Origin of the sequence: Peterkaempfera bronchialis, from assembly GCF_003258605.2 — a bacterium.
GTDB lineage: Bacteria > Actinomycetota > Actinomycetes > Streptomycetales > Streptomycetaceae > Peterkaempfera > Peterkaempfera bronchialis.
In genome coordinates this window covers 3,659,036-3,683,550 of record NZ_CP031264.1, presented here as the reverse complement: position 1 = coordinate 3,683,550, position 24,515 = coordinate 3,659,036, and the positions used below count along the sequence as shown (strand labels likewise).

The 24,515-nt window shown below is 74.2% G+C and carries 23 protein-coding genes and 1 tRNA gene; 16 read left to right on the top strand and 8 right to left on the bottom strand.

Annotated elements, in window-relative coordinates; genetic code table 11:
• Window positions 1-70 precede the first annotated feature (70 nt).
• Window positions 71-1,552, bottom strand: a complete 1,482-nt coding sequence (locus C7M71_RS16350; protein ID WP_111493693.1) for an HtaA domain-containing protein — start codon at window positions 1,550-1,552, stop codon at window positions 71-73.
• A gap of 149 nt (window positions 1,553-1,701) precedes the next feature.
• Between C7M71_RS16350 and C7M71_RS16345 the strand changes: the two genes are divergently transcribed.
• From C7M71_RS16345 to C7M71_RS16335, 3 genes are read left to right on the top strand one after another with little or no spacing between them, the layout of a single operon-like run.
• A complete protein-coding gene (locus C7M71_RS16345) occupies window positions 1,702-2,751 on the top strand; it encodes a heme/hemin ABC transporter substrate-binding protein (protein ID WP_111493695.1) in 1,050 nt (349 codons plus the stop codon).
• 8 nt (window positions 2,752-2,759) lie between these two features.
• Entirely contained in the window at window positions 2,760-3,860 is a 1,101-nt protein-coding gene (locus C7M71_RS16340; RefSeq protein ID WP_111493691.1) for a FecCD family ABC transporter permease, read from the top strand.
• On the top strand, window positions 3,857-4,711 hold the full coding sequence (locus C7M71_RS16335; protein ID WP_111493689.1) for a heme ABC transporter ATP-binding protein: 855 nt from the start codon (window positions 3,857-3,859) through the stop codon (window positions 4,709-4,711). Before C7M71_RS16340 ends, C7M71_RS16335 begins: the two co-directional genes overlap by 4 nt.
• Before the next feature lie 70 nt (window positions 4,712-4,781).
• Here C7M71_RS16335 and C7M71_RS16330 read toward each other — a convergent pair whose 3' ends face one another.
• Both C7M71_RS16330 and C7M71_RS16320 read right to left on the bottom strand, forming a co-directional pair.
• On the bottom strand, window positions 4,782-7,556 hold the full coding sequence (locus C7M71_RS16330; RefSeq protein WP_111493687.1) for a SpoIIE family protein phosphatase: 2,775 nt from the start codon (window positions 7,554-7,556) through the stop codon (window positions 4,782-4,784).
• Window positions 7,557-7,697: 141 nt separating this feature from the next.
• Window positions 7,698-9,806, bottom strand: coding sequence for a PIG-L family deacetylase (locus tag C7M71_RS16320; protein WP_114914395.1), 2,109 nt, complete (start codon window positions 9,804-9,806; stop codon window positions 7,698-7,700).
• Window positions 9,807-9,941: 135 nt separating this feature from the next.
• On the opposite strand from C7M71_RS16320, the gene C7M71_RS16315 reads away from it, so the two are divergent.
• A complete protein-coding gene (locus C7M71_RS16315) occupies window positions 9,942-10,682 on the top strand; it encodes a rhomboid family intramembrane serine protease (RefSeq protein WP_111495453.1) in 741 nt (246 codons plus the stop codon).
• A gap of 36 nt (window positions 10,683-10,718) precedes the next feature.
• Here the strand turns inward: C7M71_RS16315 and dnaN are convergent, their stop codons facing one another.
• A complete protein-coding gene (gene dnaN / locus C7M71_RS16310) occupies window positions 10,719-11,846 on the bottom strand; it encodes a DNA polymerase III subunit beta (RefSeq protein ID WP_111495455.1) in 1,128 nt (375 codons plus the stop codon).
• A gap of 473 nt (window positions 11,847-12,319) precedes the next feature.
• On the opposite strand from dnaN, the gene C7M71_RS30690 reads away from it, so the two are divergent.
• From C7M71_RS30690 to C7M71_RS16295, 3 genes are all read left to right on the top strand, one after another.
• The gene (locus C7M71_RS30690; RefSeq protein ID WP_162824273.1) at window positions 12,320-13,486 is read left to right on the top strand and encodes a hypothetical protein; all 1,167 of its coding nucleotides are present in this window, start codon (window positions 12,320-12,322) and stop codon (window positions 13,484-13,486) included.
• Window positions 13,487-13,685: 199 nt separating this feature from the next.
• Window positions 13,686-13,982, top strand: coding sequence for a type II toxin-antitoxin system VapB family antitoxin (locus C7M71_RS16300; RefSeq protein WP_111491726.1), 297 nt, complete (start codon window positions 13,686-13,688; stop codon window positions 13,980-13,982).
• A gap of 200 nt (window positions 13,983-14,182) precedes the next feature.
• Window positions 14,183-14,809 carry a LytR C-terminal domain-containing protein gene (locus C7M71_RS16295; protein ID WP_229758767.1) on the top strand — a complete coding sequence of 209 codons (627 nt, stop codon included), beginning with the start codon at window positions 14,183-14,185 and terminating at the stop codon, window positions 14,807-14,809.
• 93 nt (window positions 14,810-14,902) lie between these two features.
• Here the strand turns inward: C7M71_RS16295 and upp are convergent, their stop codons facing one another.
• The gene (upp, locus tag C7M71_RS16290; RefSeq protein ID WP_111491730.1) at window positions 14,903-15,538 is read right to left on the bottom strand and encodes a uracil phosphoribosyltransferase; all 636 of its coding nucleotides are present in this window, start codon (window positions 15,536-15,538) and stop codon (window positions 14,903-14,905) included.
• Between the two features lie 300 nt (window positions 15,539-15,838).
• Between upp and C7M71_RS16285 the strand changes: the two genes are divergently transcribed.
• The 8 genes from C7M71_RS16285 to C7M71_RS16255 all read left to right on the top strand — a co-directional run bounded on the left by C7M71_RS16285 (window position 15,839) and on the right by C7M71_RS16255 (window position 20,750).
• On the top strand, window positions 15,839-16,063 hold the full coding sequence (locus C7M71_RS16285; RefSeq protein ID WP_111491729.1) for a hypothetical protein: 225 nt from the start codon (window positions 15,839-15,841) through the stop codon (window positions 16,061-16,063).
• 204 nt (window positions 16,064-16,267) lie between these two features.
• Complete coding sequence (locus C7M71_RS16280) at window positions 16,268-16,837, top strand: tRNA adenosine deaminase-associated protein (RefSeq protein WP_111491724.1); 570 nt, start codon at window positions 16,268-16,270, stop codon at window positions 16,835-16,837.
• 58 nt (window positions 16,838-16,895) lie between these two features.
• Window positions 16,896-17,405 (top strand): tRNA adenosine(34) deaminase TadA, encoded by a 510-nt coding sequence (tadA, locus tag C7M71_RS16275; RefSeq protein WP_111491723.1) that lies wholly within the window; start codon window positions 16,896-16,898, stop codon window positions 17,403-17,405.
• Between the two features lie 61 nt (window positions 17,406-17,466).
• A tRNA-Ser gene (locus tag C7M71_RS16270) sits at window positions 17,467-17,553 on the top strand.
• Between the two features lie 617 nt (window positions 17,554-18,170).
• Complete coding sequence (locus C7M71_RS31070) at window positions 18,171-18,335, top strand: hypothetical protein (protein WP_169796997.1); 165 nt, start codon at window positions 18,171-18,173, stop codon at window positions 18,333-18,335.
• A 63-nt stretch (window positions 18,336-18,398) separates the two neighbouring features.
• Complete coding sequence (locus C7M71_RS16265) at window positions 18,399-18,695, top strand: Dabb family protein (protein ID WP_111491722.1); 297 nt, start codon at window positions 18,399-18,401, stop codon at window positions 18,693-18,695.
• Window positions 18,696-18,879: 184 nt separating this feature from the next.
• On the top strand, window positions 18,880-19,734 hold the full coding sequence (locus C7M71_RS16260; protein ID WP_229758765.1) for an RNA polymerase sigma factor SigF: 855 nt from the start codon (window positions 18,880-18,882) through the stop codon (window positions 19,732-19,734).
• Window positions 19,735-19,916: 182 nt separating this feature from the next.
• Window positions 19,917-20,750: an RNA polymerase sigma factor SigF gene (locus C7M71_RS16255; RefSeq protein ID WP_111491721.1), complete on the top strand. Its 834-nt coding sequence runs from the start codon at window positions 19,917-19,919 to the stop codon at window positions 20,748-20,750.
• Window positions 20,751-20,768: 18 nt separating this feature from the next.
• Here C7M71_RS16255 and C7M71_RS16250 read toward each other — a convergent pair whose 3' ends face one another.
• Window positions 20,769-21,722, bottom strand: a complete 954-nt coding sequence (locus C7M71_RS16250; protein ID WP_162824272.1) for a tyrosine-protein phosphatase — start codon at window positions 21,720-21,722, stop codon at window positions 20,769-20,771.
• 220 nt (window positions 21,723-21,942) lie between these two features.
• A complete protein-coding gene (locus C7M71_RS16245) occupies window positions 21,943-22,122 on the bottom strand; it encodes a hypothetical protein (protein ID WP_111491719.1) in 180 nt (59 codons plus the stop codon).
• Between the two features lie 147 nt (window positions 22,123-22,269).
• On the opposite strand from C7M71_RS16245, the gene C7M71_RS16240 reads away from it, so the two are divergent.
• Complete coding sequence (locus C7M71_RS16240; RefSeq protein ID WP_111491718.1) at window positions 22,270-23,223, top strand: aldo/keto reductase; 954 nt, start codon at window positions 22,270-22,272, stop codon at window positions 23,221-23,223.
• Window positions 23,224-23,332: 109 nt separating this feature from the next.
• On the opposite strand, the gene C7M71_RS31065 is transcribed toward C7M71_RS16240, so the two are convergent.
• Complete coding sequence (locus C7M71_RS31065) at window positions 23,333-24,460, bottom strand: SPFH domain-containing protein (RefSeq protein WP_111491717.1); 1,128 nt, start codon at window positions 24,458-24,460, stop codon at window positions 23,333-23,335.
• Window positions 24,461-24,515 lie beyond the last annotated feature (55 nt).

Sequence of the window (24,515 nt, the reverse complement as noted above, 5' to 3'; positions counted from 1 at the left end):
GCGGGGTATGGCGGTGCCATGAGGGGGAGCCGGGGGCTCGGGAGGGCGGGACTGGGCGGTCCCGCCGTGGTCAGGGGGTGTGCTGCGGTCCGGCGTCGGACGCGGAGTCCGCCGAGGACCGGCGGCGGTTGCGCAGGACGACGGCACCGGCTGCTGCGGCGGCGGCCAGGACGGCCGCGCCGATGGAGACGGGAAGGACGGGGAAGCCGGAGGAGGAGCCGGTCGCGGCGGCCTGCTGCGGAGCGGGGCTCGCGGTGGGCTCCGCGCTCGCGGTCGCGGAGGGCTCGGCGGAGGGGGTCAGCTCCGCCCCGCTGCCGAGGTCGGGCAGCGCGGGCAGTGCGGCGGAGGCGTCCAGGGCGACGGAGAGGGTCAGCGGGTCCATCGCGGTGCCGGCCGTGTAGAGGCCGTTGAAGGTCTTGGCGCCCTCGGCGGTGAGCGTGGTCTCCACCTCGGTGAGGGCGATCAGGCCGCCCTTGGGCTTGAGGGCCGCCACGGGGGCGTCAAAGGTGACCAGCGGGGTGTGGCCGGAGTAGAGCGTGCCCTTGCCGCCGGCCACCGCGACCCGGATCCGACCGAGGGTCAGATCGAGTCCGTAGCGGCCGTCCTGCTCCATGCCGAGGAAGCGGGCGGAGCCGGAGAAGGCCACGTCCAGGGTGCCCTTCTGCCGGTCGTAGCTGCCCTTGCCCGCGCCGAAGCGGAAGAGCGCGCCGCCGTCCTGGGCGCCGTCCGCCAACTCCCAGCGGCCCTTGGCGATATCGCCGGTGACGTACTCGCGGAAGGTGCGGCGCACACCCCAGTCCACGGCGGCGGTGGTCACCGCGCCGGCCGTCTTCGCGGACGCGGACGCGGACGCGGTGGGCTTGGCCTTGGCCTTGGCCGACGCGGACGCGGACGCGGACGGGGAAGCGGCTCCGCCCTGGGCGGCGGGCGCCGCCACGTCCACCGAGAGGGAGAGCGCGTCCAGCGGGGTGCCCGCCGTGTAGTAGCCGGCGAAGGCGGTGGCGCCCTGGGAGGTGAGGGTGACCGGGACGCCGCGCAGCGCGACGACGGTACCGCCGCCGCGCATGTCGACGCCGCCCAAGGAGAGCGAGGCCATCGGGACCTGGCTCGCGCTGCTCATCCGCCCGGTGGCCTTGGACTTGCTCGCCATGTCGGCGTAGAGGGTGCCCCGGCCGCCGGAGATGCGGATGGTGGGGCGGCTGATGGTGAGGTCCAGCTGGTTGGTCCCGTCGGCCTGGCGGTGCCCGACGAAGCGCACCCCGCCGGAGAACGCCGCGCTGAACGCGCCGGTCTCCGCGTCGTACGAACCCCGCGCGGAGTGGAACCGGAACTGGCTCCCACCGACCGTCGCCGCGCCGCCGATCAGGCTCCAACTGCCGTGCGCGACAGGCCCGGTGACATAGCTCTGGAAGGACGACTTGATTCCCCAGTCGAGCCGCCCGCCGGCCACGGTGCGGTCGGCCGCATGGGCCGAGGAGACGGGGAGTGAGACGGCGAGCAGTGCGCCCAGCAGGGCGGCCGCGAGCACACGGGCGCGACGATACGACGGCACAGGACCCCTCCAGGTTGTTCAAGGACAGGTAAGGCTAACCTAATGCCTACATCAGGCGACTCGAACACCGGGTCGCCGCGAGACAGGAGAAGGCAGGGTGGCCAGTGGAGACTCGGCGGTCGTCTGACGGATATTCGCCACGCCCGCGCATCGCGGGCCCCTCCCCCACCGCACGGCAGGCCCGCGCGCTGTTCCTCGCACTCACCCTCGTGCTGCTACCGGTCCTGGCCGGCTGCGGCGGCGGCGGCAAGGACGGCGCATCGACCGGGAAGACCGCCGGCACGGCCGCCGGGCAGCCGTCCGCAGCCGCCGCCGACCGCGCCGAGCCGCTGGCCTCGGTCCCCACCCCGCAGCTGCCCGCCACCGTCCGGTCGGCCGACGGACGCCAGGTCACCGTGGAAAGCGCCGACCGGATCGTGCCGCTCACCGGAGCGCTCTCGGAGATCGTGTTCAGCCTGGGGCTCGGCCGCAATGTCGTCGCCCGGGACATCACCGCCACCTTCGAGCAGGCCAAGGACCTGCCGGTGATCACCCGCGCCCACGATGTGTCGGCGGAGGGCGTGCTCTCCCTGCACCCGACGCTCGTCCTCGCCGACACCTCCACCGGCCCGGCCGACGCGGTGCAGCAGATCCGCGACGCGGGCATCCCGCTGCTCGTCCTCGACCCGGCGGTGCGGATCGACGACATCGGCCCCCGGATCACGGCGGTGGCCGCCGCGCTCGGCGTCCCCGGCGCGGGCGCCGAACTGCGCCAGCGCACCGCCGACCGGATCTCCGCCGTCCAGCGGACCGTCCCGGCGACGGACGGCCGGAAGCCCCGGGTGGCCTTCCTCTATCTGCGCGGCACCGCCTCGGTGTACCTGCTCGGCGGCCCGGGCTCGGGCGCCGACTCGCTCATCGAGGCGGCCGGCTCGGTGGACGCCGGGAAGGCGTCCGGGCTGCACAAGGACTTCACCCCGATCACCAGCGAGGCCCTGGTCAAAGCGGCCCCCGACGTCATCCTGGTGATGACCAAGGGCCTGGAGTCGGTGGGCGGCCTGGACGGGCTGGAGAAGGTGCCGGGCGTCGCACAGACCCCGGCCGGCCTGGACCACCGGGTGGTCGCGATCGACGACGGCGTACTGCTGAACTTCGGCCCGCGCACCGACGAGGTCCTGCGGCAGCTGGTCGACGGCATCCACCGCCAGGTCGGGGGATGAGCCGCACCATGGCCACCACCGCGTCCAAGCCCGCCACCGACCGGCTGCCGGAGCCCCCCGAGTCCGCGCCGGCCACCGCCCGCGCCCGTCGGGTCGCCGTACTCGCCACCGCCATGACCGCGGCGCTGCTGGTGATGTGCGTCCTCTCCGCCGGGATCGGCGCGTACGACATCCCGGCTGGTGACGTCCTCTCCTCCGCCGTGCACCGGCTGGGCCTCGGCGGCGACTCGCTGGACCGGGTCGCCGAGTCGGTGCTCTGGCAGGTCCGCGCCCCCCGGGTGGTGCTGGCGCTGCTGGTCGGGGCCTCACTGGGCTGCGCCGGGGGGCTGATGCAGGGCGTCTTCGGCAACCCGCTCGCCGAACCCGGTGTGGTCGGCATCTCCTCGGGCGCGGCGGCCGGTGCCGTCGGGTCCATCGCCCTGGGGCTCTCCTTCCTCGGCAACTGGACGATCACCGCCTGCGCCTTCGTCGCCGGGCTGGCCACCGTCGCCGTCGTCTACACCCTGTCGCGGTCCGGCGGCCGGACCGAGGTCGTCACCCTGGTACTCACCGGAATCGCCGTCAACGCCTTCTCCGGCGCCCTGATCGGCCTCTTCGTCTTCCTCGCCGACAACGCCCAGGTCTCCCAGATCGCCTTCTGGCAGCTGGGCTCCCTCGCCCAGGCGACCTGGCCCAAGGTGCTGGCGGTACTGCCCTGCGCAGCGGTCGGGCTGGCCGTCGCCCCGTTCTTCTCCCGACGGCTGGACCTGCTCGCCCTCGGCGAACGCCAGGCCCGCCACCTGGGCGTGGACGTGGAGCGGCTGCGGCTGGTGCTGATCCTGGTGGTCGCGCTGCTCACCGCCGCCGCCGTCGCGGTCGCCGGGATCATCTCCTTCGTCGGACTGGTCGTCCCGCACCTGCTGCGGATGGCCGCCGGGCCCGGGCACCGCTTCCTGGTGCCCGGCAGCGCGCTCGGCGGCGCACTGGTGCTGGTCACCGCCGACCTGGCGGCCCGCACCATGGCGGCCCCCGCCGAACTGCCGCTGGGCGTACTCACCGCGCTGGTCGGCAGCCCCTTCTTCTTCTGGCTGCTGCGCCGGACCCGCAACCGCCAGGGAGGCTGGGCATGACGGACCGTGAGACCACCAGAGCCGGGCTGCGCGGGCTCCTCGCCTCGCGCCGACCCGTCCCGCCGACCCCGGTCGCGCCGGGGACCGCGCTCGCCGAAGCCCGCGACCTGAGGGTGCGGCTCGGGCGGCGGACCGTCCTGGACGGCGTGGACCTCGCCGTGCACGCGGGCGAGGTGGTGGCACTGGTCGGGCCGAACGGCGCCGGCAAGTCCACCCTGCTGGCGGCGCTGGCCGGGGACCTCCCGGCCGACTTCGGCGAGGTCCTGGTCGGCGGCGCGGCCGTCACCGCCTGGAGCGCGCCCGAACTGGCGCTGCGCCGGGCGGTGCTGCCCCAGTCGGCGCCGCTGGCCTTCCCGTTCACGGTGGCGGAGGTGGTACGGATGGGCCGGATGCCCTGGACGGGCAACGCCACCGCCGAGCAGGACGACGCGGCGGTGGCCCGGGCGATGGCCGCCACCGAGGTCGCCGCCTTCGCCGAGCGGCCCTTCCCCGCCCTCTCCGGCGGTGAACGCGCCCGGGCGGCACTGGCCCGGGTCCTGGCCCAGCACGCCCCGCTGGTCCTGCTCGACGAGCCGACCGCCGCGCTGGACCTGCACCACCAGGAGCTGGTGCTGCGCATCTGCCGGGAGCAGGCCGACGAGGGCCGGGCCGTGGTGGTGGTCCTGCACGACCTGGGCCTCGCCGCCGCGCACGCCGACCGGGTCGCGGTCTTCGCGGGCGGGCGGGTCGCGGCCGACGGCGCACCCGCCGAGGTCCTCACCGAGGAGCTGCTGGGCGAGGTGTACCGGCATCCGGTGGAGGTGTTCCCGCACCCGAGGACGGGCGGGCCGCTGATCCTCCCCCGCCGCTGATCCTCCCCCGCCGCTGAGCCCCCCGCCGGACCTCGGGTCACCGAACCGCCGAGCCGCCGTCGACCGGCTCTCACCCCGGCCCGGAGAGCGGCTGCTCGGCCCAGATGACCTTGCCGTCGGCGGTGTACCGGGTGCCCCAGCGCTCGGCGAACTGGGCGACCAGGAAGATCCCCCGGCCACCCTCGTCGGTGGTCGCGGCGTAGCGCAGATGCGGGGAGGTGCTGCTGGTGTCGGCGACCTCGCAGATCAGGCTGCGGTCCCGGATCAGCCGGACCCGGATCGGCCCGGTGGCGTGCCGGATGGCGTTGGTGATCAGCTCGCTGAGGACCAGTTCCGTGGTGAAGGCGACCTCGTCCAGGCCCCACTCGGCCAGCTTCTCGGTGACGGCGGCGCGCACCCGGGCCACGGCGGCCGGGTCGGACGGCACCTCCCAGTCGGCGACCCGGTCGGCCGGCAGGGTGCGGGTGCGGGCGACCAGCAGCGCGATGTCGTCGCCGGGGTCCTCGGGGAGCAGCGCGTCCAGTACGGCGGTGCAGATCTCCTCGGGCGTCCGCTCGGCGGTCCGGGCCAGCGTGCCGCGCAGCAGGTCCAGGCCGATGTCGATGTCCCGGCTGCGGGTCTCCACCAGGCCGTCGGTGTAGAGGACCAGCCGGCTGCCCTCGGGGAGGTACAGCTCCGCCGTCTCGAAGGGCATGCCGCCGAGGCCCAGCGGCGGCCCGGGCGGCAGCTCGGGGAAGCTCACCGTGCCGTCGGGGCGGACGAGCGCGGGCAGCGGGTGCCCGGCCCGGGCGAGGGTGCAGCCGCCGGAGACCGGGTCGTAGATCGCATAGAGGCAGCTGGCTCCGGTGACGGCGGTGTCGCCCTCGCCGGACCGCTCGTCCTGGTCGATGCGGGCGACCAGTTCATCGAGGTGGCCGAGGAGTTCGTCGGGCGGCAGGTCGAGAGCGGAGAAGTTGTGGACGGCCGTACGCAGCCGGCCCATGGTGGCGGCGGCGTGCAGCCCATGGCCGACGACATCGCCCACGACCAGGGCGACCCGGGCGCCCGGCAGCGGGATGACGTCGAACCAGTCGCCGCCCACCCCCGCGTGCGCGGGCAGATAGCGGTAGGCGACATCGAGGGCGTTCTGCTCGGGGAGGCTGCGCGGGAGCAGGCTGCGTTGCAGGGTGACGGCGACCGCGTGCTCCCGGGTGTAGCGGCGGGCGTTGTCGATGCAGACCGCCGCGCGGGCGGCCAGCTCCTCGGCCAGCGAGAGGTCGTCCTCCTCGAAGGGCCCGGGCCGCTCCCAGCGGTAGAAGTGCACACTGCCCAGCAGCACCCCCCGGGCCAGCAGCGGGGCCGTGATCAGGGAGTGCAGCCCGGCGGCGAGGGCCGCGTCGGTGTTCGCGGGGTGCTGGGCCCGCCACCCGGCGCAGTCGCGCAGGTCGGGTTCGAGCACCGCCCTGCCGCTGGCGAAGGCGGCGGCCTGCGGCGACTCGGGGATGTACCGGATCACGTCGCCGATCAGATAGAGGGGGTTCTCGCCGCTGGCGCTGTGCACGGCGACCCGGCGCATCTCGGGTCTGGTCCCGCCCCGGGGCTCCTCCCCGGACAGCACCGCCTCGACCAGGTCGACATTGACCAGGTCGGCGAAGCGCGGGACGGCCACCCGGGCCAGCTCCTCGGCGGTGCGCACCACATCGAGGGTGGTGCCGATGTCCACGCTGGCGTCGTAGAGCAGCCGCAGCCGCTCCCGTGCGCCCTCGGCCCGGCCGGAGAGCGCGCGCAGCTCGGTGGAGTCTCGGAGGGTCGCGACGCTGCCGGGCGGTCCGCCGTTGCGGTCGGTGGGCCGGTTGTTCACCGCCAGCAGCCGGTCCCCGGCGGGTATCACCTCGTCGGTGGCGACCCGCCCGGAGGCCAGCAGTTCCGCCGTACGGGGCTCAAGGCCGAGGTCGGTGACCTGGCGGCCCTCGGCGTCGGGGGGCAGGTCGAGCAGCCTGCGCGCCTCGTCGTTGGCGAGCAGCAGCCGGCCGTCGCCGCCGACGATCAGCACGCCTTCCCGGACGGCGTGCAGCACCGCGTCGTGATGCTCGTACATCCGGGTCATCTCGGCTGGGCCCAGGCCATGGGTCTGCCGCCGCAGCCGGCTGCTGATCAGCGCCGTACCGGCGGTGGCCAGGGCCAGCGCGGCGGCGGCGGAGCCGATCAGCAGCGGCAGCTGCCGGTCCACCGGGCTGCGGATGTTCTTGACGGTGATCCCGGCCACCACCAGGCCGATGACCCTGCCCCGGCCGTCCCGGACCGGTACCACCGCCTGCACCAGCCGACCGAGCGCGCCATTGACGGTCTGGACGACGGTGTGGCCCCTCAGCGCCGGGCCGATGGTGCCGATCAGCCGCTGGCCGATCCTGCTGTGGACCGGGTGGGTGTAGCGGATGCCCTGGGTGCTGGCGACGGTCACAAAGTCGACGCCCGCGAGCTTGCGGGCCATCTCGGCGCTCGGCTGGAGTGCCGCCGTCGGGTCGCGGCTGCGCAGCCCCTGGGCGACCCCGGGCGCGCTGGCGAATGTCTGGGCGACGGCCACCGACCGGTCCCGGGCGTCCTGCGCGGCGTCGGCGCGGCTCTGCAGCACCAGGGCCACCGCCCCGACGACCACCAGCAGCAGCACGATCACCACCTGGAGCACAAAAACCTGCCCGGCGGCGCTGCGCACACTGAGCAGCGGCCGCAGACGCCGTCTCCACGGCGGTCGGCCACCCTGCCGATCAGGCTGCCGATCGGGCTCCTCCGCAGGCCGACTCCGGGGGCGCCGACCGGCGGACGTCGGGGCCGACTGGGCCCTGGATCGGCCCCATAGCCGGGCCATACCCCCATGTCTACACTGCCTGGATTCCGGAGGCGACCGGTGCGACCGGTGCGACCGGCGCGACCGGCGCGACCGGTGCGACCGGTGCGCGGCGACACCTTCCGGAAGGCAGCGGTCGGCCGTGCCCGCGCCGCCTGGGGGTCACCGCTCGACCGGCTCCCACCGGCCGAAGCGGTCGGCTCGGGGGCCGGCGGCGCGGGAGATACGCAGCCGCCCGTCAAGGCCGAAGCAGACCAGTACGGAGCGCCCCCACGGGTCGGTGGCCGCCGCCGGGTGCGAGGCCAGGACGCCGCCGAGCGACTGCCAGCGGGCGGCGGTCTCGGTGCCGGGCCGCAGCAGCGCCGCGCCGAGACCGCCGCCGCGGTTCCGGGCGGCGAGCAGCAGTCCGTCGGCGGCCGGGACCAGGGCGACCGGGCCATGGCCGCCGGGGCTGAGGCCGGGGTCCTCGCGCCGGGCGGGGCCGCCGTCCCAGGCGTAGACGGCGAATTCGGCGGTGAGCGGCAGCCGGTAGGCGACCCGGACCGTGCCGTCGGGCGCGAGCGCGGCGGCGGGCGGGGTGCCGGGGGCGGGCAGCCCGGTGGGGCCGGATGCCCGTACCGGGCCGCCGGGCGACTGCTGGGCCCAGTGGTGCACCCCGTCGCGGCCCGCCGCGAAGAGCTGGAGCAGCCCGCCGGGGTCGACCACGGCGGCCAACCCCTCCTGCACCTCGGCACCGCCGAGTTCGGTCCAGCCGCCCCAGCTGCCGCCCGGGGACCGCACCCGGGTGGAGAGGCCCTTGTCGGCGTTGCGGACCAGCAGGTGCACCCGGCCGTCCGGGGTGCGTACCGCCGTGGGCGGGCCGGTGCGGCGGCCCCGCACCGGCTGCGGCCGGGGGTTGCCCAGGCCGCGCCAGGCGTGGAACGGGCCGTCCGGCGCCCGCTGCTCCAGCAGCACGGTCTCCCGGGTGTCGCCGTCGTTGTCGGCGTCGAGCCCGGAGAAGCGCTCGGCGAAGACCAGCCAGCAGCCGTCCGGCTGGAGCACGGCGCCGACCGACGGGGCCAGCGGGGCGCCGCCCAGGTCGGCGGGGGGCGGGAAGCGCCCGCTGCCGGGCGCCTCCTCCCGCCACATCACCAGGCGGCAGCCGCGCACGGCGAAGACGGTGAGGCGGCCGTCGGTGTCGAAGGCGGCCCAGGGCTGGGGCCCGGCCCAGCGGTAGGTGGTGGACCACGGCCAGCGGTTGACGTCGGAGCCGCCGTGCCCCACCTCGTAGTCGCCGCACCCCGAGGGATCGCCGCAGGTCCAGCCGGGGTCGCCGCCGTAGGCGTCGAGCCAGGTCCGCTTGGCGGCCCGCGCCTGCGGGGAGAGCCCGGACGGCCACCGGTGGTTGTAGTAGCCCCGGTAGCCGGTGGCCAGGCCGCCGTCGGCGCCCCAGCGGGCCAGTGCGGCCCAGGTGAAGAGGCCGGCCGCGGTGTGGTCGGCGTGGTCGGAGTAGCCGGGCTGGTCGGCGGCGCGGGCGTGGGTGGCGTCGTGGACCTGCTCGTCGGGGTCGGGGTCCATGGTGCGCACCAGGGCCGGCCGGTAGTGGTCGAGGACCAGTACCAGGGTCCCGATCAGCTCGTCCCGGGTGTACGTCTGCGGGGTGGTGACCGGCGACCCGGTGGCGACCCTGGTCCGTACGACGGTGCCGGGGCGGTGCCAGAGGTCCCGCAGGGTGATGCTGTGCGGGGTCATGGGGTCGGAGTACATGGCGAGGTTGAGGAAGACCAGGGTCACTCCGGGCTGGTCGGCGAGCTGGTCCACCTCGGCGCGGTGGCCGTCCGGCAGGGTCAGCACCGAGCGCTGCCAGGGGGCGAAGAGCCGGGCACCGGCCATCAGCGCATAGGCCTGGCGGAGCCCCTGGTGCCGGGCGGCGGAGTAGGCGTGCTGGTCGCGGCGGGGCCGGGGGCGGCCGGGGACCCGGTTGGCACCGGAGGCGTCGCCTGCGGTGACGTACACGGTGACCACCTGGGCGCCGTCGGCGATCGACTGCTGGATGTCGGGGTTCATGAAGTACAGGTCGTCGTCGGGGTGGGCGACGATCTGGAGGGTGGTGGCGGCGCCGGCGGGGCGGTGGGCGAAGGGGGTCGCGCCGGGTCCCGACGGCAGCGGCGCCGGGCCGCCGCCGGGCGGGTGCGCCACCGAGCCGCCCACCGTCGGCAGTGCCAGTGCGCCGGTCACCCAGAGCACGGCCCGGCGCGGGATACCGGTGCTCAGCCGGCCCGATGCGGCCACCCGACCACCTCCTCGTCTCCATGAAGCCAGACCCCTCCTGGTGATCGCGACAGGAGCGGGCCCGTCGACCTCCGACGCCCGCCGCCCTTACGCTTCAAAGCACGGCAGGGAAGGCAAGGGGGAGAGATGCAGGGGATGGACAGCTCACCGAGAGGCGGCGGCAGCGCCGAGGTGATGGTCGCCGAGGCGAGGCGGGCGTTCTTTGTGATGTTCGCCTTCCTCGCGGTGGTGTGGGCGGTGCAGCTGGTCAACTGGCTGGACGGCTACCGGCTGGACGCGGACTTCGGCATCGTCGCGCAGAACCCGGCGCGGCTCGGCGACCTCTTCACCGCGCCCTTTCTCCATGTGAACTGGGCGCATCTGGAGGGCAACTCGGGCCCCCTGTTCATCTTCGGCTTCCTGGCCGCCTACCGAGGGGTGAAGCGGTTCCTCGGGCTGACCCTGCTGGTGGCGCTGACCAGCGGGGCCGCCGTCTGGATCTTCGAGCGCGGCGATGTGGTGACGGTCGGGGCCAGCGGGCTGATCTTCGGCTACTTCGGCTATGTGGTGCTGCGCGGGGTCTTCGACCGGCATCTGATCGACACGCTGATCGGCGTGGTCATGGCGGCCTCCTTCGCCTATCTGCTGGTGGTGGCGGTGCCGGGCACCCCCGGGGTGAGCTGGCTGGGGCATCTGGGCGGGCTGGTCGGCGGACTGGTCGGCGCGTGGGTCTTCCGCGACCGGTCGCGGACCCCCCGGGCGGCGGCGGCGGTGGCTACGGCGCCGGCGCGTACGGCGGCCGTGGCCGACCCGCTCCCCGTACGCGCCGACCGGCCTGCGGTCGGCCACCCCCGGGCCGACCTGCACAAGGAGCTCGACGACCTGGGGTTGCTCTGACGGCGGGACGGACCGGCGGGTACGCCGCACCGGGGCTCAGCCGGAGGTCTTGAGGGACATCAGCAGGTGCCGGTGGGCCGGGTCCGCCGGGCCGTCCTGCGCCCGCCGACCGGCCAGCAGGGCCCGCTGCCCCGGCCCGAGCAGGGAGAACTGGACAAAGGGGGCGTCCAGCGCACCGAGGGCGTCTGCCAGGTAGGCGGGGTTGAAGGAGACCGCCATGCCCGCGCCGCCCAGGGCGCCGTCCAGGGCGGCGGGCAGCCGCTGGGAGGCGATGTCGTCATCCCCGGCACCGGCCTCCAGCAGCACCGAGTCGGCGGTGAAGGCCAGCCGCACCGGGCTGTGCCGGTCGGTCACCACCGCCATCCGCTTCACCGCCTCGATCAGCGGGCGCCGCTCGGCCACCGCGACGGCCGGCTGGTCCAGGGTGAAGAGCTTGGCGTGCCGAGGCAGCACGCCGTCGAGCAGCCGCATCGTGGTGGACGCGCCGCCGCCCTCGAAGCCCAGCGCGCCGCCGCCCAGCGCCACCCGTACCGTCCCGGCGTCGGCCAGGGCGCGTGCGGCGTCCAGCAGCCGCCGTGCGGAGACCACCGCCTCGGCGGCGCCCGGCGAGGTCTGCGGACGCCACCGCAGGGTGCGGACCGCGAAGTGGTAGCGGTTGGTGGCGGCCAGCGTCAGGGTGTCGCCGTCGAGGGCCAGCCGGACCCCGGTGAGGACCGGCAGGGTGTCGTCGCGTCCGGCGGCCACCGCGACCTGGGCCACGGCGGCGGCGAACTCGGCCCCGTCCAGCTCCCCGCAGTACTCCGGCATGGGCGGCAGCGCCGGGTAGTCGTCCAGCGGCAGCGCCGCCAGGCCGAAGCGGGTGCCGCCGCAGGCGACCGCCAGCCGCGCCGCCTCCCGTACGCACTCCACCGGCCCCTCCGGCAGCACCCGGCAGACGTCCAGCAGCCTGCGCCCCGCCACCAGCACCCGTCCGGCCCCGGCGGTGTCGGCCTCGGCCGCGACCCGGGCGGAGACCTCATGGTCGTACCCGGAGACGGTCAGCCGGCCGTCCGCCGCCTCCAGCAGCAGCCCGTTCAGCACCGGCAGCGGCGACCTGGCAGGCAGGGCGCGGGCGGCCCAGGCCACCGCCTCCGCAAACGCCCCGCGCCCAATCCGGAACCTCATCGCAGTGCCTCCCCGCCATCGGCCGTCCCTCAAGGGGGGACGCTACCCACACCCACTGACACCCCCGCCCGGCCACCACCGGTTTCCCCGGTTTCCCCGCTTCCCCCGCTTCCCCCGCTTCCCCCGCTTCCCCCGCTTCCCCCGCTTCCCCCGCTTCCCCCGCTCCCCCCGCTCCCCCGCTCCCCCCGGGAAGGTATAGACCAATCCGGCCTCGCTCGCTTCCCCCGCTTCCCCCGCTTCCCCCGCTTCCCCCGCTTCCCCCGCTTCCCCCGCTTCCCCCGCTTCCCCCGCTTCCCCCGCTTCCCCCGCTTCCCCCGCTTCCCCCGCTTCCCCCGCTTCCCCCGCTTCCCCCGCTCCCCCGCTCCCCCCGCTCCCCCCGCTCCCCCCGCTCCCCCGGGAAGGTATAGACCAATCCGGCCTCGCTCGCTAGCGTGGAGCCGCCACTGCCCCACCGCCCCCGCCGGAGCCGCACCGTGCAGTCGTCCGTCCTCGCCTTCGCCACCGACCTGCTCGACGAGGGCCCGGACCGCTTCTTCGGCACCCTGGCCGACCGGGCCGGCGTGGACGGGGTCACCCTTGCCTCCGTCTACCACGCGGCCCGGGACGTCTTCCCGCACAATCCCCGCCGGGTGGTCCGCTATCTGGAGCCCGGCGCGGCCTACTTCCGCCCCGACCCCGCCGCCTGGCGCGACCGCCGGCTGGCCCCCGCCCCGTCCACCGCGATCGGCGACCGTGACCCCTTCGCGGAGGCCGCCGAGGAGGCCCGGCGGCGCGGTCTGCGCCTGCACGCCTGGACCGTCTTCCTGCACAACGACCGGCTCGGCTTCCAGCACCCCGACTGCGCCCCCGCCAACGCCTTCGGCGACCGCCACCTCACCGAGCTCTGCCCCGCCCACCCCGAGGTCCGCGCCTATGTCCGCACCCTGGTCGGCGAACTCGGCCGGTACGGCGTGGACGCCGTCCGCGCGGAGTCGCTGCACTTCCACGGGCTGCGGCACGGCTACCACCACGAGCGCTACTTCGAGCAGCTTGGCCCCGTCGCCGAGGCCCTGCTCGGGCTCTGCTTCTGCGACCACTGCCGCGCCGCCGCCCGCGCGGCGGGCGTGCCCGCCGACGAGGCCCGCACGGCGGTACGGGACGAGGTGCGCCGCCGCCTCGCGGACGAGCGCGCCGCCGCCGAGCCGGGCGGCCTGGACCACCTGGCCGACGGGGCCGTGGCCGCGTACGTGGACGCCTCGGCCGCCACCGTCACCTCGCTGGCCGCCGAGGCGGCCGAGGTCGCGGACGGCCTGGGCATGCGGCTCAGCTTCATGGACGGCGGCGGCCCCGGCACCGGCTGGCTCTCCGGCATCGACCTGCCGGCCCTCGCCACGGCGGTCCCGCAGATCGAGACGCTGGGCTACGCGACCACCCCCGAGGCGGTGCGCGAGAAGGTCGCCGCCTTCGCCCTGCACGGGGTGCGACCGCACCAGATGGCCGTGATCCTCCGCCCGATGGCCGAGGACTGCGACGGCGCGGCCAATCTGGCGGCCAAGGTGGAGACCCTGCGCGGACTCGGTGTGCCGGAGGTCGAGTTCTACCACTACGGCCTGATGCGGCTCTCCTCGCTGGACCGGATCGGCGCCGCGCTGCGCGGCTGACGCCGCCCACGACGGTCCGGGGTGGCACGGCAGGCAGGGGCAATCCCGGCCCAAACGGCCCGCACCGGACGCCCGGTGAAGCCGGGTCGGCCCGCACCACTCCGGGCAACCGGGGGAATCCGCCCAGGTGAGGGCGGTAAAAGGGCCGAGCTGGGCCTCCTTGCTGCGCCGTCGCCCGAAGGGACGGTAGGCTTTCCGTGTGATCTTCAAGCGCATCGGCAACGGGCGGCCGTACCCGGATCACGGCCGGAACAGCACCCGCCAGTGGGCGGACGTCGCCCCACGCCCGGTGCGGCTGGACCAGTTGGTGACCACCAAGGGCCAGCTCGACCTGGAGACCCTGCTCGCCGAGGACTCCACCTTCTACGGTGACCTCTTCGCGCATGTGGTGAAGTGGCGCGGCGACCTCTACCTGGAGGACGGGCTGCACCGCGCCGTACGCGCCGCGCTGCAACAGCGTCAGGTGCTGCACGCGCGCGTCCTCGAACTGGAGTGACCCGGGGCCCACGTGCATCCGGTCTCGCTTTGTACATCCTTTCGGGTACCCCCGTACTCCAGATGATGATCATTTAGTACGCTCGCGCACGGTCCGCATTACGCTGATGACCACGGCTTCTGCGATGCCCGCGGCCGTATCAACCTGCCTGTCCCGGCGCGAGGGGGCGACACACGGTGAGCATGTTGACTCCCCCCGGCATGAAGGGGAAGCAGTACCGGGTCACCGGTAACAGCTATCCCCGACTGGTACCGCCCAACAAGCGCCGCCGGCGGATCGTCGCCCTGGTGTCGACGGTGCTGGCGCTGGGCGTGATCAGCTGGGGCACGGTACAGCTCACCGACATCTTCGGCGGCAAGGGCAAGCAGCTCGCCGCAGGGGCCTGCGCCGCCCCCTCAGCCTCCGCCTCCGGATCGGCGCGGCCGGCCGCCGACAGCGCGACACCGGTGCCGAGCGCCGTACCCAAGCCGCAGCAGGTCACGGTGAACGTCTACAACGCCACCGTGAAGTCCGGTCTGGCCGGCCGCACGGCCGAGGAGTTGAAGAAACGCGGCTTCAAGATCGGCAAGGTGGGGAACGCCTCGGCCGCGCTGGACAAGAAGGTCAAGGAGTCCGCCCGGCTGATCGGCGGCCCGTCCGGCAATGCGGCGATGCTGCTGCTGGGCACCCATATCGCGGGCGCCAAGTCCGCACCGGACGCCCGCAAGGACGCCTCGGTGGACCTCGTCATCGGCAATGGCTTCACCGCGCTGCGCACCCCCGCCCAGGCCGAGCAGGCCCTGGTCGCGGCGACCAAGCCGGCGCCGAAGCCGTCAGGCCGCTGCTGACCGGCAGCCCGCTCCCCCTCCCCCCGCACGGCATCGGCCGGCGCCCCCGTCCCGGGGCGCCGGCCGATCAGCGAAGCAAGGTCGGCGCCGGGGTCAGCCCGCGGTGCCGTAGAGGCGGTCACCGGCGTCGCCCAGACCGGGCACGATATAGCCCTGCTCATTGAGGTGGTCGTCCACGGAGGCGGTCACCACCGTCACCGGCAGCCCGGCCAGCTCCTTCTCCATCACCGCGACGCCCTCCGGCGCGGCCAGCAGGCAGATCGCGGTCACATCGTCGGCGCCGCGCTCGATCAGCATCCGGATCGCGGCGACCAGGGTGCCGCCGGTGGCCAGCATCGGGTCCAGTACGTACACCTGACGGCCGGAGAGGTCGTCCGGCATCCGGGTCGCGTAGGTGGACGCCTCCAGGGTCTCCTCATTGCGGATCATGCCCAGGAACCCCACCTCGGCGGTCGGCAGCAGCCGGGTCATGCCGTCCAGCATCCCCAGGCCGGCCCGCAGGATCGGCACCACCAGCGGCCGGGGGTAGCTGAGCCGGGTGCCGATGGTGACCGCGACCGGGGTGGTGATCTCCACCTCGTCGGTGCGGACGTCCCGGGTCGCCTCGTACGCGAGAAGGGTGACCAGCTCGTCGGCGAGCCGGCGGAAGGTGGGCGAGTCGGTGCGCTCGTCACGCAGCGTCGAGAGCTTGTGGGCGACCAGCGGGTGGTCGAGGACATGGATCCGCATGATGAGACAGTAACCGAGCCCGGACACCCGTACGACTCCGAGGTGGACCTCGCCGGGCCTGCCCGCCCCGGCACTCCTTCGGCGGTATCAATACCGCCGGACGGGGAAAGCCTGACCGTATGAACGGACCGGGGAGCCACGGCCGGGCCACCCCCGCCGAGCCACCCGAACAGCACAGCGGGCAGGCAATGCGCGCGGATCGCAGGGGATCGCATGGCTGAGCAGAGCCGGTCCGAACGGGACCGCGTCCGGCGGCAGCGCGGCGACGCCGCAGCCCGGGCCAGGGCGGCGGCCGAGGCCGTGGAGACACCCCCGGACACGCCCGGCGAGGAGGGCCCCGAGACTCCCTCCGAGGGCCCGGCGGCCGGGCGCCGCAAGGAATCCGAGGCGGAGCGGCGGCGGCGCAGGGCGGCCTTCCTGCGCGAACTGGCGGAGGCCCGGGAACTGCGTGCCCGGGTGCATCCGCGCCGGACAAAGGAGCGCCGGATGCGCGAGGCGGTACGCATGAGGACCTTCCGCTTCTGACCGCCGCCGGCCGTCCCCAACCCTCGGCAGGCTCCGACACGACCAGCGAAGACGCGCTGCGGAACACCCCCCGCAGTGGCAGGGTTTCTGTCACGATTCCGATTGGGGCGTCCACGAGGCGGACTCCCCCTGGAGCGGGGGCGCTCTCGCTGGGCCGTCCACCCGCCCCGGCTCTCCGACAGCCGAGACCATGGGAGTGTCCTGGTGGCGTACTTCGCTGCAGTGCTCGCTCGCACCGAGGATGGGTGGAGCGTGAGCGAGACCGAGCTCGACGACGTCGAAACCCTCGCCGACCTGGCCGACCTGGCGCGCGAGGCTTCCGACGACGAGGAGACGGTGCTGGTCTTCATCGAGCAGGAGGACGCGTGGTTCGCCGTCGTCCGGGTGGACGGCGAGGAGGACCCGCGGATCTTTGTGTCCGACGGTGCCGCAGCCGCCCGCAGCGCCTACGGGGAGATCGTGCTCACCGACGAACTGGTGGGCCGCACCCCGGGTGACGAGCTCGACGACCTCGACAACCTGGTGGCGGAGCTGGACGACGACGCGTCCGGCGGCTCCGCCTCCGATGACGACGATGACGACGACGACGGCCCGGCCGTCGGTGCCGACGGCGTACCCGCCGGGCCGCTGGGCGACATCGAGGTGCTCACCGAGTACGGGGTGTCGGCCAGGCAGTTGCTGGCGATGAGCGGCGAGGGGGCCGTCCCCGGCGACGCCCTCACCGAGATCGCCGACTCGCTGGGCTGCGGCGAGGTGCTGGAGGCAGTGCGGTAGCGGCGGCTGCGGGCGGCCCGGGCCCCGGCCCGGGCCGCCGGTGCCCGACACTGGTGGCATGCAGACCACGCCCCTCCCGGCTCCCGTACGCCCCGACCCGGTGCGCGACCGCTGGTCCGGCCCCATGCGGCAGGCGCTCGCCGAAGCCGCACTGGCCCCGGCCACCGGCGATGTGCCGGTCGGCGCGGTGGTCCTGGGCCCCGACGGGTCGGTGATCGGACGCGGGCACAACGCGCGCGAGGCGGTCGGCGACCCGACCGCCCACGCCGAGGTGGTGGCGATCCGGGAGGCGGCCCGGGCGGTCGGCGAGTGGCGGCTGACCGGCTGCACCCTGGTGGTCACCCTGGAGCCGTGCACCATGTGCGCCGGCGCCATCGTGCTCTCCCGGCTCGACCGGGTGGTCTACGGCGCGGTGGACGAGAAGGCGGGCGCCGCCGGCTCCCTCTGGGACGTCATCCGGGACCGCCGGCTGAACCACCGCCCCGAGGTGGTCTGGGGCGTCCTCGCCGACGACTGCGGCGCCGCCCTCACCGCCTTCTTCGACACCCACCGCACCGACCCCGGCTGAGCCGCACAGCCCCGTCCAAACGATTTCGTGGCCGCCCGGCCCGTCCGGTAGAGTCTTCCCCGGTAGCGTGTCCGAGCGGCCAAAGGAGCACGCCTCGAAAGCGTGTGTGGGGGCAACTCCACCGTGGGTTCGAATCCCACCGCTACCGCTTGTGAATGCCGAGGGCCCCGCCGGAGTGATCCGGTGGGGCCCTCGGCGTATGCGTGGGGCGCACCGGGGCGCGGGGAGGGGGAGGCGGTGCGCCGGTGTGCTTCGGCGGGCGGTGGGGACCGGGTGCGACCTGCGGCGGGGCGGGGAATCACGGGTCCGTGAGGGATGCGGTGCGATGGAGGGGAGCGGCCTCGGGGGGACAGGCCGCTCCCCCGGGACGGAGTCCCACAACCGGTGCCGCGTCGGGGGGAAGCCGCGGCGCCCGGTCCCACAGCGGGGGCTCCGGATCCGGTACCGGCGGGTTCCTGCCAGACCCCCGGTACGTCTCCATCGTGCGCCATGAGCGGGCGTACGGCACCCCGGCAAAGCCATCCAAACCGGGGAGTTTGGTCCTTTCGGGCGCAGGGGGCGGCGGACCGTGCCGGGCGGCCCGCCGACGGACGGGTGCGCCGACCGGTCCCCGCTGGGCCATCGGGTGGATAGGCTGCGTGCTTGCAAGTCGTTCCGGGGAGCGCGGCAGCCGCCCGGCGGCGGCCCCTCCCGGGACCACCGGAGCTGCCGACGGAGCGGGTCGCCCCGGAGTGCGGGGCCGCGGCAGGGAGGCAGGTCAGGTTCATGGCTCAGGCAAAGAAGATCGGCATGTATCTCCTGCTCATCTTCGTGCTGTACACGATCATCAACTCGCCCTCGCGCGCGGCCGACCTGGTGCAGGTGGGCTTCGAGGGGATCTCCAGTGCCGCGAAGTCGGTGGGCACGTTTATGACGGGGCTGATCAACTGATCGGGCCGTCCGCCGGTTACCGTGGCGGGGACCACCCAGTCCCCGTCCGCGAGGAGCGGCATCGTGATCCGGCATCTGGTCCTGTTCAAGCTCAATGACGGCGTCGACCGGGAGGGCGACGAGCGGGTCGCGGCCGGCGCCAAGGCGTTCGAGGAGCTCGGCGCGCTGATCCCGGAGCTGCGCGAGTGGGAGTGCGGGTGGAACACCACCACGCGCGACATCGCGTACGACTTCGCGATCAACAGCCTGGTCGACGACCGCGACGCCCTGAAGGCGTACCTCAGCCATCCGGCGCATCAGGCGGCGGCCGCGCAGTGGAGCGAGTTCGCCACCTGGGTGATTGCCGACATCGAGGTCTGACCGCCCCGGCACGCCCACCGGGCGTGCCGGGTACGCGATCCGCCGCCCACAATCCACCAACACGCGTAAGAGCGGTGCTTGCCCGACCTGCAACCGTCTTGTGATGCTATGACCGGTTTTTGCCGGATAGGGAGAGACACCGAGTCGACCCCATCACCAGGTGGCACGAAGGGGTGGCGGGTCCGTGCGGGCACAGGGCAGCGCGCCGGACACCGGCGCCGAGCAGGACGCCGGGCCCGGCGTCCGGGTGGCGGGAGCGCCCGTGCCCGGGGGCCGGTCACCGCTGGACGTCCGGGCGCTGACCCGTGTGCTCTTCGAGCGGATGGCCGAGCTGGAGCCGGGGACGTCGGAGCACGCCCGGGTCCGCGCCGCGCTGATCGAGGTCAACGTCCCACTGGTGCGGTACGCCGCCGCCCGCTTCCGGGGCCGCAGCGAGCCGATGGAGGACGTGATCCAGGTCGGCACCATCGGCCTGATCAACGCCATCGACCGATTCGACTCCACCCGCGGGGTCCAGTTCCCGACGTATGCGCTGCCGACCATCCTGGGCGAGATCAAGCGGTACTTCCGGGACAATGTCCGCACCATGCATGTGCCGCGTCGGCTCCAGGAGCTGTGGGTGCAGGTCAGCGGCGCCATGGAGGAGCTCACCGTCGCCCATGGCCGCACCCCGCGCATCCCGGAGATCGCCGCCCGGCTGCGCATCCCGGAGGAGGATGTGCGCGACTGCCTGGACGCCGGCCGCGCCTACAACGCCGCCTCGCTGGAGGCCGCCCAGGAGAGCGAGGGCGGCCTGGCGCTGCTCGACCGGCTGGGCTACGAGGACGCCGCGCTGACCGATGTGGAACACCGCGACATGGTGCGCCACCTGCTGGTCCAGCTGCCGGAGCGGGAGCGGCGGATCATCATGCTGCGCTTCTTCGGCAACCTGACGCAGTCCCAGATCAGCAGCGAACTGGGGATGTCCCAGATGCATGTCTCCCGGCTGCTGGCCCGCATCTTCGCCCGGCTGCGCAGCAGCAACGCCTGGGAGTCCTGAAAGGGTATTGCCTCTCGGAGCGGGACATATCTCGCGGCAAACGCCGGATTGCTGCGCGTTACCATCGCGTGACACCTTGCAGTGCCGGGTTTGCCGGAGACCGTGTTCCGGTATCCCAGTGGACGTAGCCGGGGAACCACCGATCGGTGGGCTCCGTTGGTCAGTCAGGAGGGGGTGGGTGCATGTCGGTTGATCTGCGCAGCGCTGAGATCCACGGCACGGCTGCCGTCGAGGCGGTCCCCGTCGTCGGGGAGAGCCTCGACACCCGTACGCTGTCGCGCTCGCTCTTCCTGCGGCTCGCCGAGCTCCCGCCCGGCTGCCCGGAGAGCCTCTATGTGCGGGACACCCTGATCGAGCTCAACCTGCCGCTGGTGCGGTACGCGGCTGCCCGCTTCCGCAGCCGCAATGAGCCGATGGAGGACATCGTTCAGGTCGGCACCATCGGCCTGATCAAGGCGATCGACCGCTTCGACCCGGAGCGGGGGGTGGAGTTCCCCACCTTCGCGATGCCGACCGTGGTCGGTGAGATCAAGCGCTTCTTCCGGGACACCAGTTGGTCGGTGCGGGTGCCGCGCCGCCTCCAGGAGCTGCGGCTGGCCCTCACCCGGGCCGGCGACGAGCTGGCGCAGAAGCTGGACCGCTCGCCCACCGTCGCCGAGCTGGCCCAGTGCCTGGGCGTCAGCGAGGAGGAGGTGGTGGAGGGCCTCGCGGTGGGCAACGCCTACACCGCCTCCTCACTGGACTCCACCCCGACCGAGGAGGACGGCGACGGCCCGCTCGCCGAGCGGCTGGGGTACGAGGACGTGGCGCTGGAGGGCGTGGAGTACCGGGAGTCGCTCAAGCCGCTGCTGGCCCGGCTGCCCGCCCGCGAGCGGCGGATCATCATGCTGCGCTTCTTCGCCAATATGACCCAGTCCCAGATCGGCGAGGAGATCGGCATCTCGCAGATGCATGTCTCCCGGCTGCTCACCAGGACGCTGGCGCAGCTGCGGGAGGGTCTGACCTCGGAGGAGTAGCCGAGGCGGGGCCCCGGGTCAGTCCGCCAGCAGATTGGCCCGCAGGCCCCGCCGTACGGAGTCGTCCAGGCCCAGGCCGTCGGTGAGGAAGGCGTCCAAGGACGGCCAGCCGGACTCCACCTCGGCGAACGCCGCCGCCAGATAGGCCGGCTCGGCGCGGTAGACCGGCAGGATCAGCTCCGGCTCCGCCATGATCCCCCGGGTGCCGAAGCCGTCCATCAGGCGGTCGACCAGGGCGGCGTGGCGCTCATTGGTGAGCAGGTAGTCGTCGAAGACGGTGTCCCGGTCGACGCCGAGGGCGGTGAGCAGCAGGGCCGCCGTCCAGCCGGTGCGGTCCTTGCCGGCCGTGCAGTGGAAGAGCAGCGGTGTGCCGCCGGGCCTGGCCAGCAGCCGCAGGACGCGGGCGAAGCGGTCCCGGGCGCCCGCGTCGGTGACGAACCAGCGGTAGAGGCCGGTCATGATCGCCTCGCCGCCGCCATTGCCGAGCAGCGCCCGCTGGGAGGTGGAGTCGCGGCCGGCCAGGGCCTCGCGCAGCGCGACATGGATGTCGAAGGCGTCCGAGTGGACCGGCAGGTGGTGCAGGGTGACGCCGTCCGGTGTGTCCGGGGTGACGGTCATCGGGGTGGCGGAGTGCTCGGCGGCGTCGATCTCGGCGACCGGCAGGCCGGGGATCCGGTCGGGGCCGTTCTCCCGTACCTCCGCGAGGCCGCGCAGGTCGACGATCTGGCGCAGGCCGAGGGTGCGGAGGGTGTCGAGGTCCTGGGCGGAGAGGCGGTGCAGGGCGTCACTGCGGAGCGCCGTGCCGTGGCGCAGGGTGCGCCCGTCGGCAGTGCGGTAGCCGCCGAGGTCGCGTGCGTTGAGGGCGCCGCTCAGGCCGAGGCTGCGGGCGGCCGCCGGCTGCTCGCCGACGGTCACCGGGGCGGTCCGTGCTCCGGTGGCGGCGTCGGCTGGGAGCTGCTGGCGCTCGGTCACGGACGTCCTCCGGCCTGGGTGGGGCTGCTCTGGGCTTACGCACTGGTGTTCGGCGGTTGTTTCACGTGAAACAGCCGCCGGGCATGCCGATAGAGCGGCCGTCGGCCACCGTGCGGTGGCCGGCGGCCGGCTGCGCGGCGGCGCACAGCGGAATGGGCGCTCCACCGAAGCGGGCGCCGTAGCGGTGCCGGGGTCCCGACGGGACCGGGCTGTTTGCGGGCTACTTGAGGGCGAGCCAGGCCACCGCGGCCACAACCACCACGGCGACGATCACCACTGCGGTGATCAGGCCGGTGCGGCTGCCGCCGCTGGCGGCGGCGGGGGTCTGCGGTTCCGGGGTCTCGACGAAAGCCCGGAACATCTGGGTGGAGGCGGCGGGGTCGATGTCGTTGTCGGCCATGGCAGAGGACTCTAACGAACCCGCGCCCGCCGTGGGACCCCGGTCCCCCGCAAGGGTCGCGGCCGATTCCGTGGCGACCCGGTGAACAGCTCGCCGCCGACGGCGCGGCGTGAAACAACCCGGGCCGGAGACGCGTTGGATCTTGGCATGGCTGACAAGCGCAATGTGACCATCGGCAACTCCGACCTCTCCGTCTTCCCCCTCTCCCTGGGCGGCAACGTCTTCGGCTGGACGGCGGACGAGCAGCAGTCCTTCGCCGTCCTCGACGCCTACGCCGCCGGCGGCGGCAACTTCATCGACACCGCCGACGCCTACTCGGCCTGGGTCGACGGGAACTCCGGCGGTGAGTCGGAGACCATCATCGGCAGATGGCTCAAGTCCCGGGGGAACCGCGACCGGATCGTGGTGGCCACCAAGGTCGGCTCCCACCCCGACCGCAAGGGGCTGCGGGCCGACAACGTCAAGGCGGCGGCGGAGGACTCGCTGCGTCGCCTCCAGACCGACCACATCGACCTCTACTACACCCACTACGACGACCCCGGGGTGCCGGTCGAGGAGTTCCTGGGCGCGCTGGACGAGTTGGTCCGCGAGGGCAAGGTCCGCCACATCGCCGCCTCCAACATCACCAGCGAGCGGCTGGAGGAGGCGCTGGACGCCTCCGACCGGGAGGGGCTGGTGAAGTACGTGGCCCTCCAGCCGCACTACAACCTGGTCTCCCGCTCCACCTATGAGGGCCCGCTGGCGGCGGCCGCGGCCCGGCACGGCCTCTCGGCGGTGCCCTACTTCGCGCTCGCCTCCGGCTTCCTCACCGGCAAGTACCGTCCGCAGGGCACCGCCGTGGAGAGCCAGCGGGCGGCCAGCGCCGCCAAGTACCTGGAGGACCCGCGCGGCCCCCGGGTCCTGGAGGCGCTGGACGCCGTCGCCGCCGCGCACGGCGTGGAGGTCGCCACGGTGGCGCTCGCCTGGCTGGCGGCCCAGCCGACCGTGGCGGCGCCGATCGCCAGCGCCCGTACGGTCGAGCAGCTGCCGGCGCTGCTGGCCGTCGCCGACCTTGCGCTCACCCCCGAGGAGCTGGCCACGCTGACGGCCGCCTCCGACTGAGACGGCCGCTGAGGCGGCCCTGGACGGACCCGACCGAGGCCCGGCCCGCACGCCCCGGTTCGCACGCTCCGGCCCGACCGCCCCCGCAAGGGCGCGGCCGGGCCCTCGGTCAGCGGCGCCGACCCTCCCGGCCGTCCCGCCTGGTCGGCGCCCCGGGAACCCCGGCCGGGGCGACAAAGGCCACCAGCAGCCGCTCCATCAGGGCGTTGCGGGCATGGCGGTCCAGCTCCTGCCCGGTGGCGTGCTCCAGCCGGCGGACGGCCAGCTTGGCCGCCTCCACGGCATCGTCGACGATCACGGTGCGCAGGTCCGCGTCCAGGTCGGCGACCCGGCGGCGGCGCATGCTGTCCGCGACCTCCGGGCCGTACTCCAGGGAGAGCGGCTGCACCGAGTACACCTCAAGGCCGACCGGGGCGGCCTCGGCGGCCAGCGCCCTGGTCAGCTCGTCGCCGAACCACTGGCCGTCCCGCAGCGAGAGGCCGGGCCCGTCGAAGCGGTCGCAGGGCAGGGTGGCCGCCGTGCGGCTGAGTACCGCGTGGACCTGCTCGCGCAGGTAGTCCTCGTGGTCGAGCACCGAGAGCACCGCCCGGGCGGTGTCCCGGACCCGCCAGACGACCAGCAGCGAGACCCGGATCGGGGCACCGTCGCGGTCCGCCGCGTCCACCGGGTCACTGCGCCAGTGGCGGATCCGGACATCGACCCGGCGGCGGCGCAGCATCGGGTTCACCCAGACCAGACCGGCCTTGCGCACCGTGCCCCGGTAGTTGCCCCAGCAGGCCAGCACCCGGGCCTCGCCGCCCGAGTTGGCCATCAGCCCGGCGAGGGCGAAGAGGCCGATGCAGACCGGCAGCACGGCGAGGCGGGCGGCGGTGATCCGCTCGGCCGGGAACGCCGCCTCCGGGCCGGGTAGCCACCACGGCAGCATGGCGGCCCGGCCCAGCAGCATCTCCGCGCCGACGGCGGAGGCCAGCATGAGGAGCAGCGCGGCCCAGCCGGGGAGCATCACCTTCGGCAGCTGCTCCCGCAGGTCGGGGCCGGACCGGGGCGGCCGGCGGACATACGGGGTCGTGGTGTCGGGCGCCGCGGGGGAAGCGGCGGCGGGGGTCTCGGCTGCGGGCGCTGCGACCGCGTCTGCGGCGGGCGGACCGTCCAGCGGTTCGGCCGTGCCGGTCGGCGGCTGCTCCTCGGGCTGCGTCCTGGGGACGGAACGTTGGAGGCTGCGGGGGATCACGTCCATGAACGGTCCTCGGGGTCTGTGGGGCCGGTTCCCTCTCCAGGCTAGGCATATAACA

Excerpts from the sequence above, each read along its gene's own strand:
- C7M71_RS16315 (WP_111495453.1), top strand. The coding sequence starts at position 9,942 with ATGGACAGCTCACCGAGAGGCGGCGGCAGCGCCGAGGTGATGGTCGCC.
- dnaN (WP_111495455.1), bottom strand. The coding sequence starts at position 11,846 with ATGAGGTTCCGGATTGGGCGCGGGGCGTTTGCGGAGGCGGTGGCCTGG.
- C7M71_RS16340 (WP_111493691.1), top strand. The coding sequence starts at position 2,760 with ATGGCCACCACCGCGTCCAAGCCCGCCACCGACCGGCTGCCGGAGCCC.
- C7M71_RS16240 (WP_111491718.1), top strand. The coding sequence starts at position 22,270 with ATGGCTGACAAGCGCAATGTGACCATCGGCAACTCCGACCTCTCCGTC.
- C7M71_RS16255 (WP_111491721.1), top strand. The coding sequence starts at position 19,917 with ATGTCGGTTGATCTGCGCAGCGCTGAGATCCACGGCACGGCTGCCGTC.
- C7M71_RS31070 (WP_169796997.1), top strand. The coding sequence starts at position 18,171 with ATGGCTCAGGCAAAGAAGATCGGCATGTATCTCCTGCTCATCTTCGTG.
- C7M71_RS16245 (WP_111491719.1), bottom strand. The coding sequence starts at position 22,122 with ATGGCCGACAACGACATCGACCCCGCCGCCTCCACCCAGATGTTCCGG.
- C7M71_RS16330 (WP_111493687.1), bottom strand. The coding sequence starts at position 7,556 with ATGGCCCGGCTATGGGGCCGATCCAGGGCCCAGTCGGCCCCGACGTCC.
- C7M71_RS16335 (WP_111493689.1), top strand. The coding sequence starts at position 3,857 with ATGACGGACCGTGAGACCACCAGAGCCGGGCTGCGCGGGCTCCTCGCC.
- C7M71_RS16295 (WP_229758767.1), top strand. The coding sequence starts at position 14,183 with ATGAAGGGGAAGCAGTACCGGGTCACCGGTAACAGCTATCCCCGACTG.
- tadA (WP_111491723.1), top strand. The coding sequence starts at position 16,896 with ATGCAGACCACGCCCCTCCCGGCTCCCGTACGCCCCGACCCGGTGCGC.
- upp (WP_111491730.1), bottom strand. The coding sequence starts at position 15,538 with ATGCGGATCCATGTCCTCGACCACCCGCTGGTCGCCCACAAGCTCTCG.
- C7M71_RS31065 (WP_111491717.1), bottom strand. The coding sequence starts at position 24,460 with ATGGACGTGATCCCCCGCAGCCTCCAACGTTCCGTCCCCAGGACGCAG.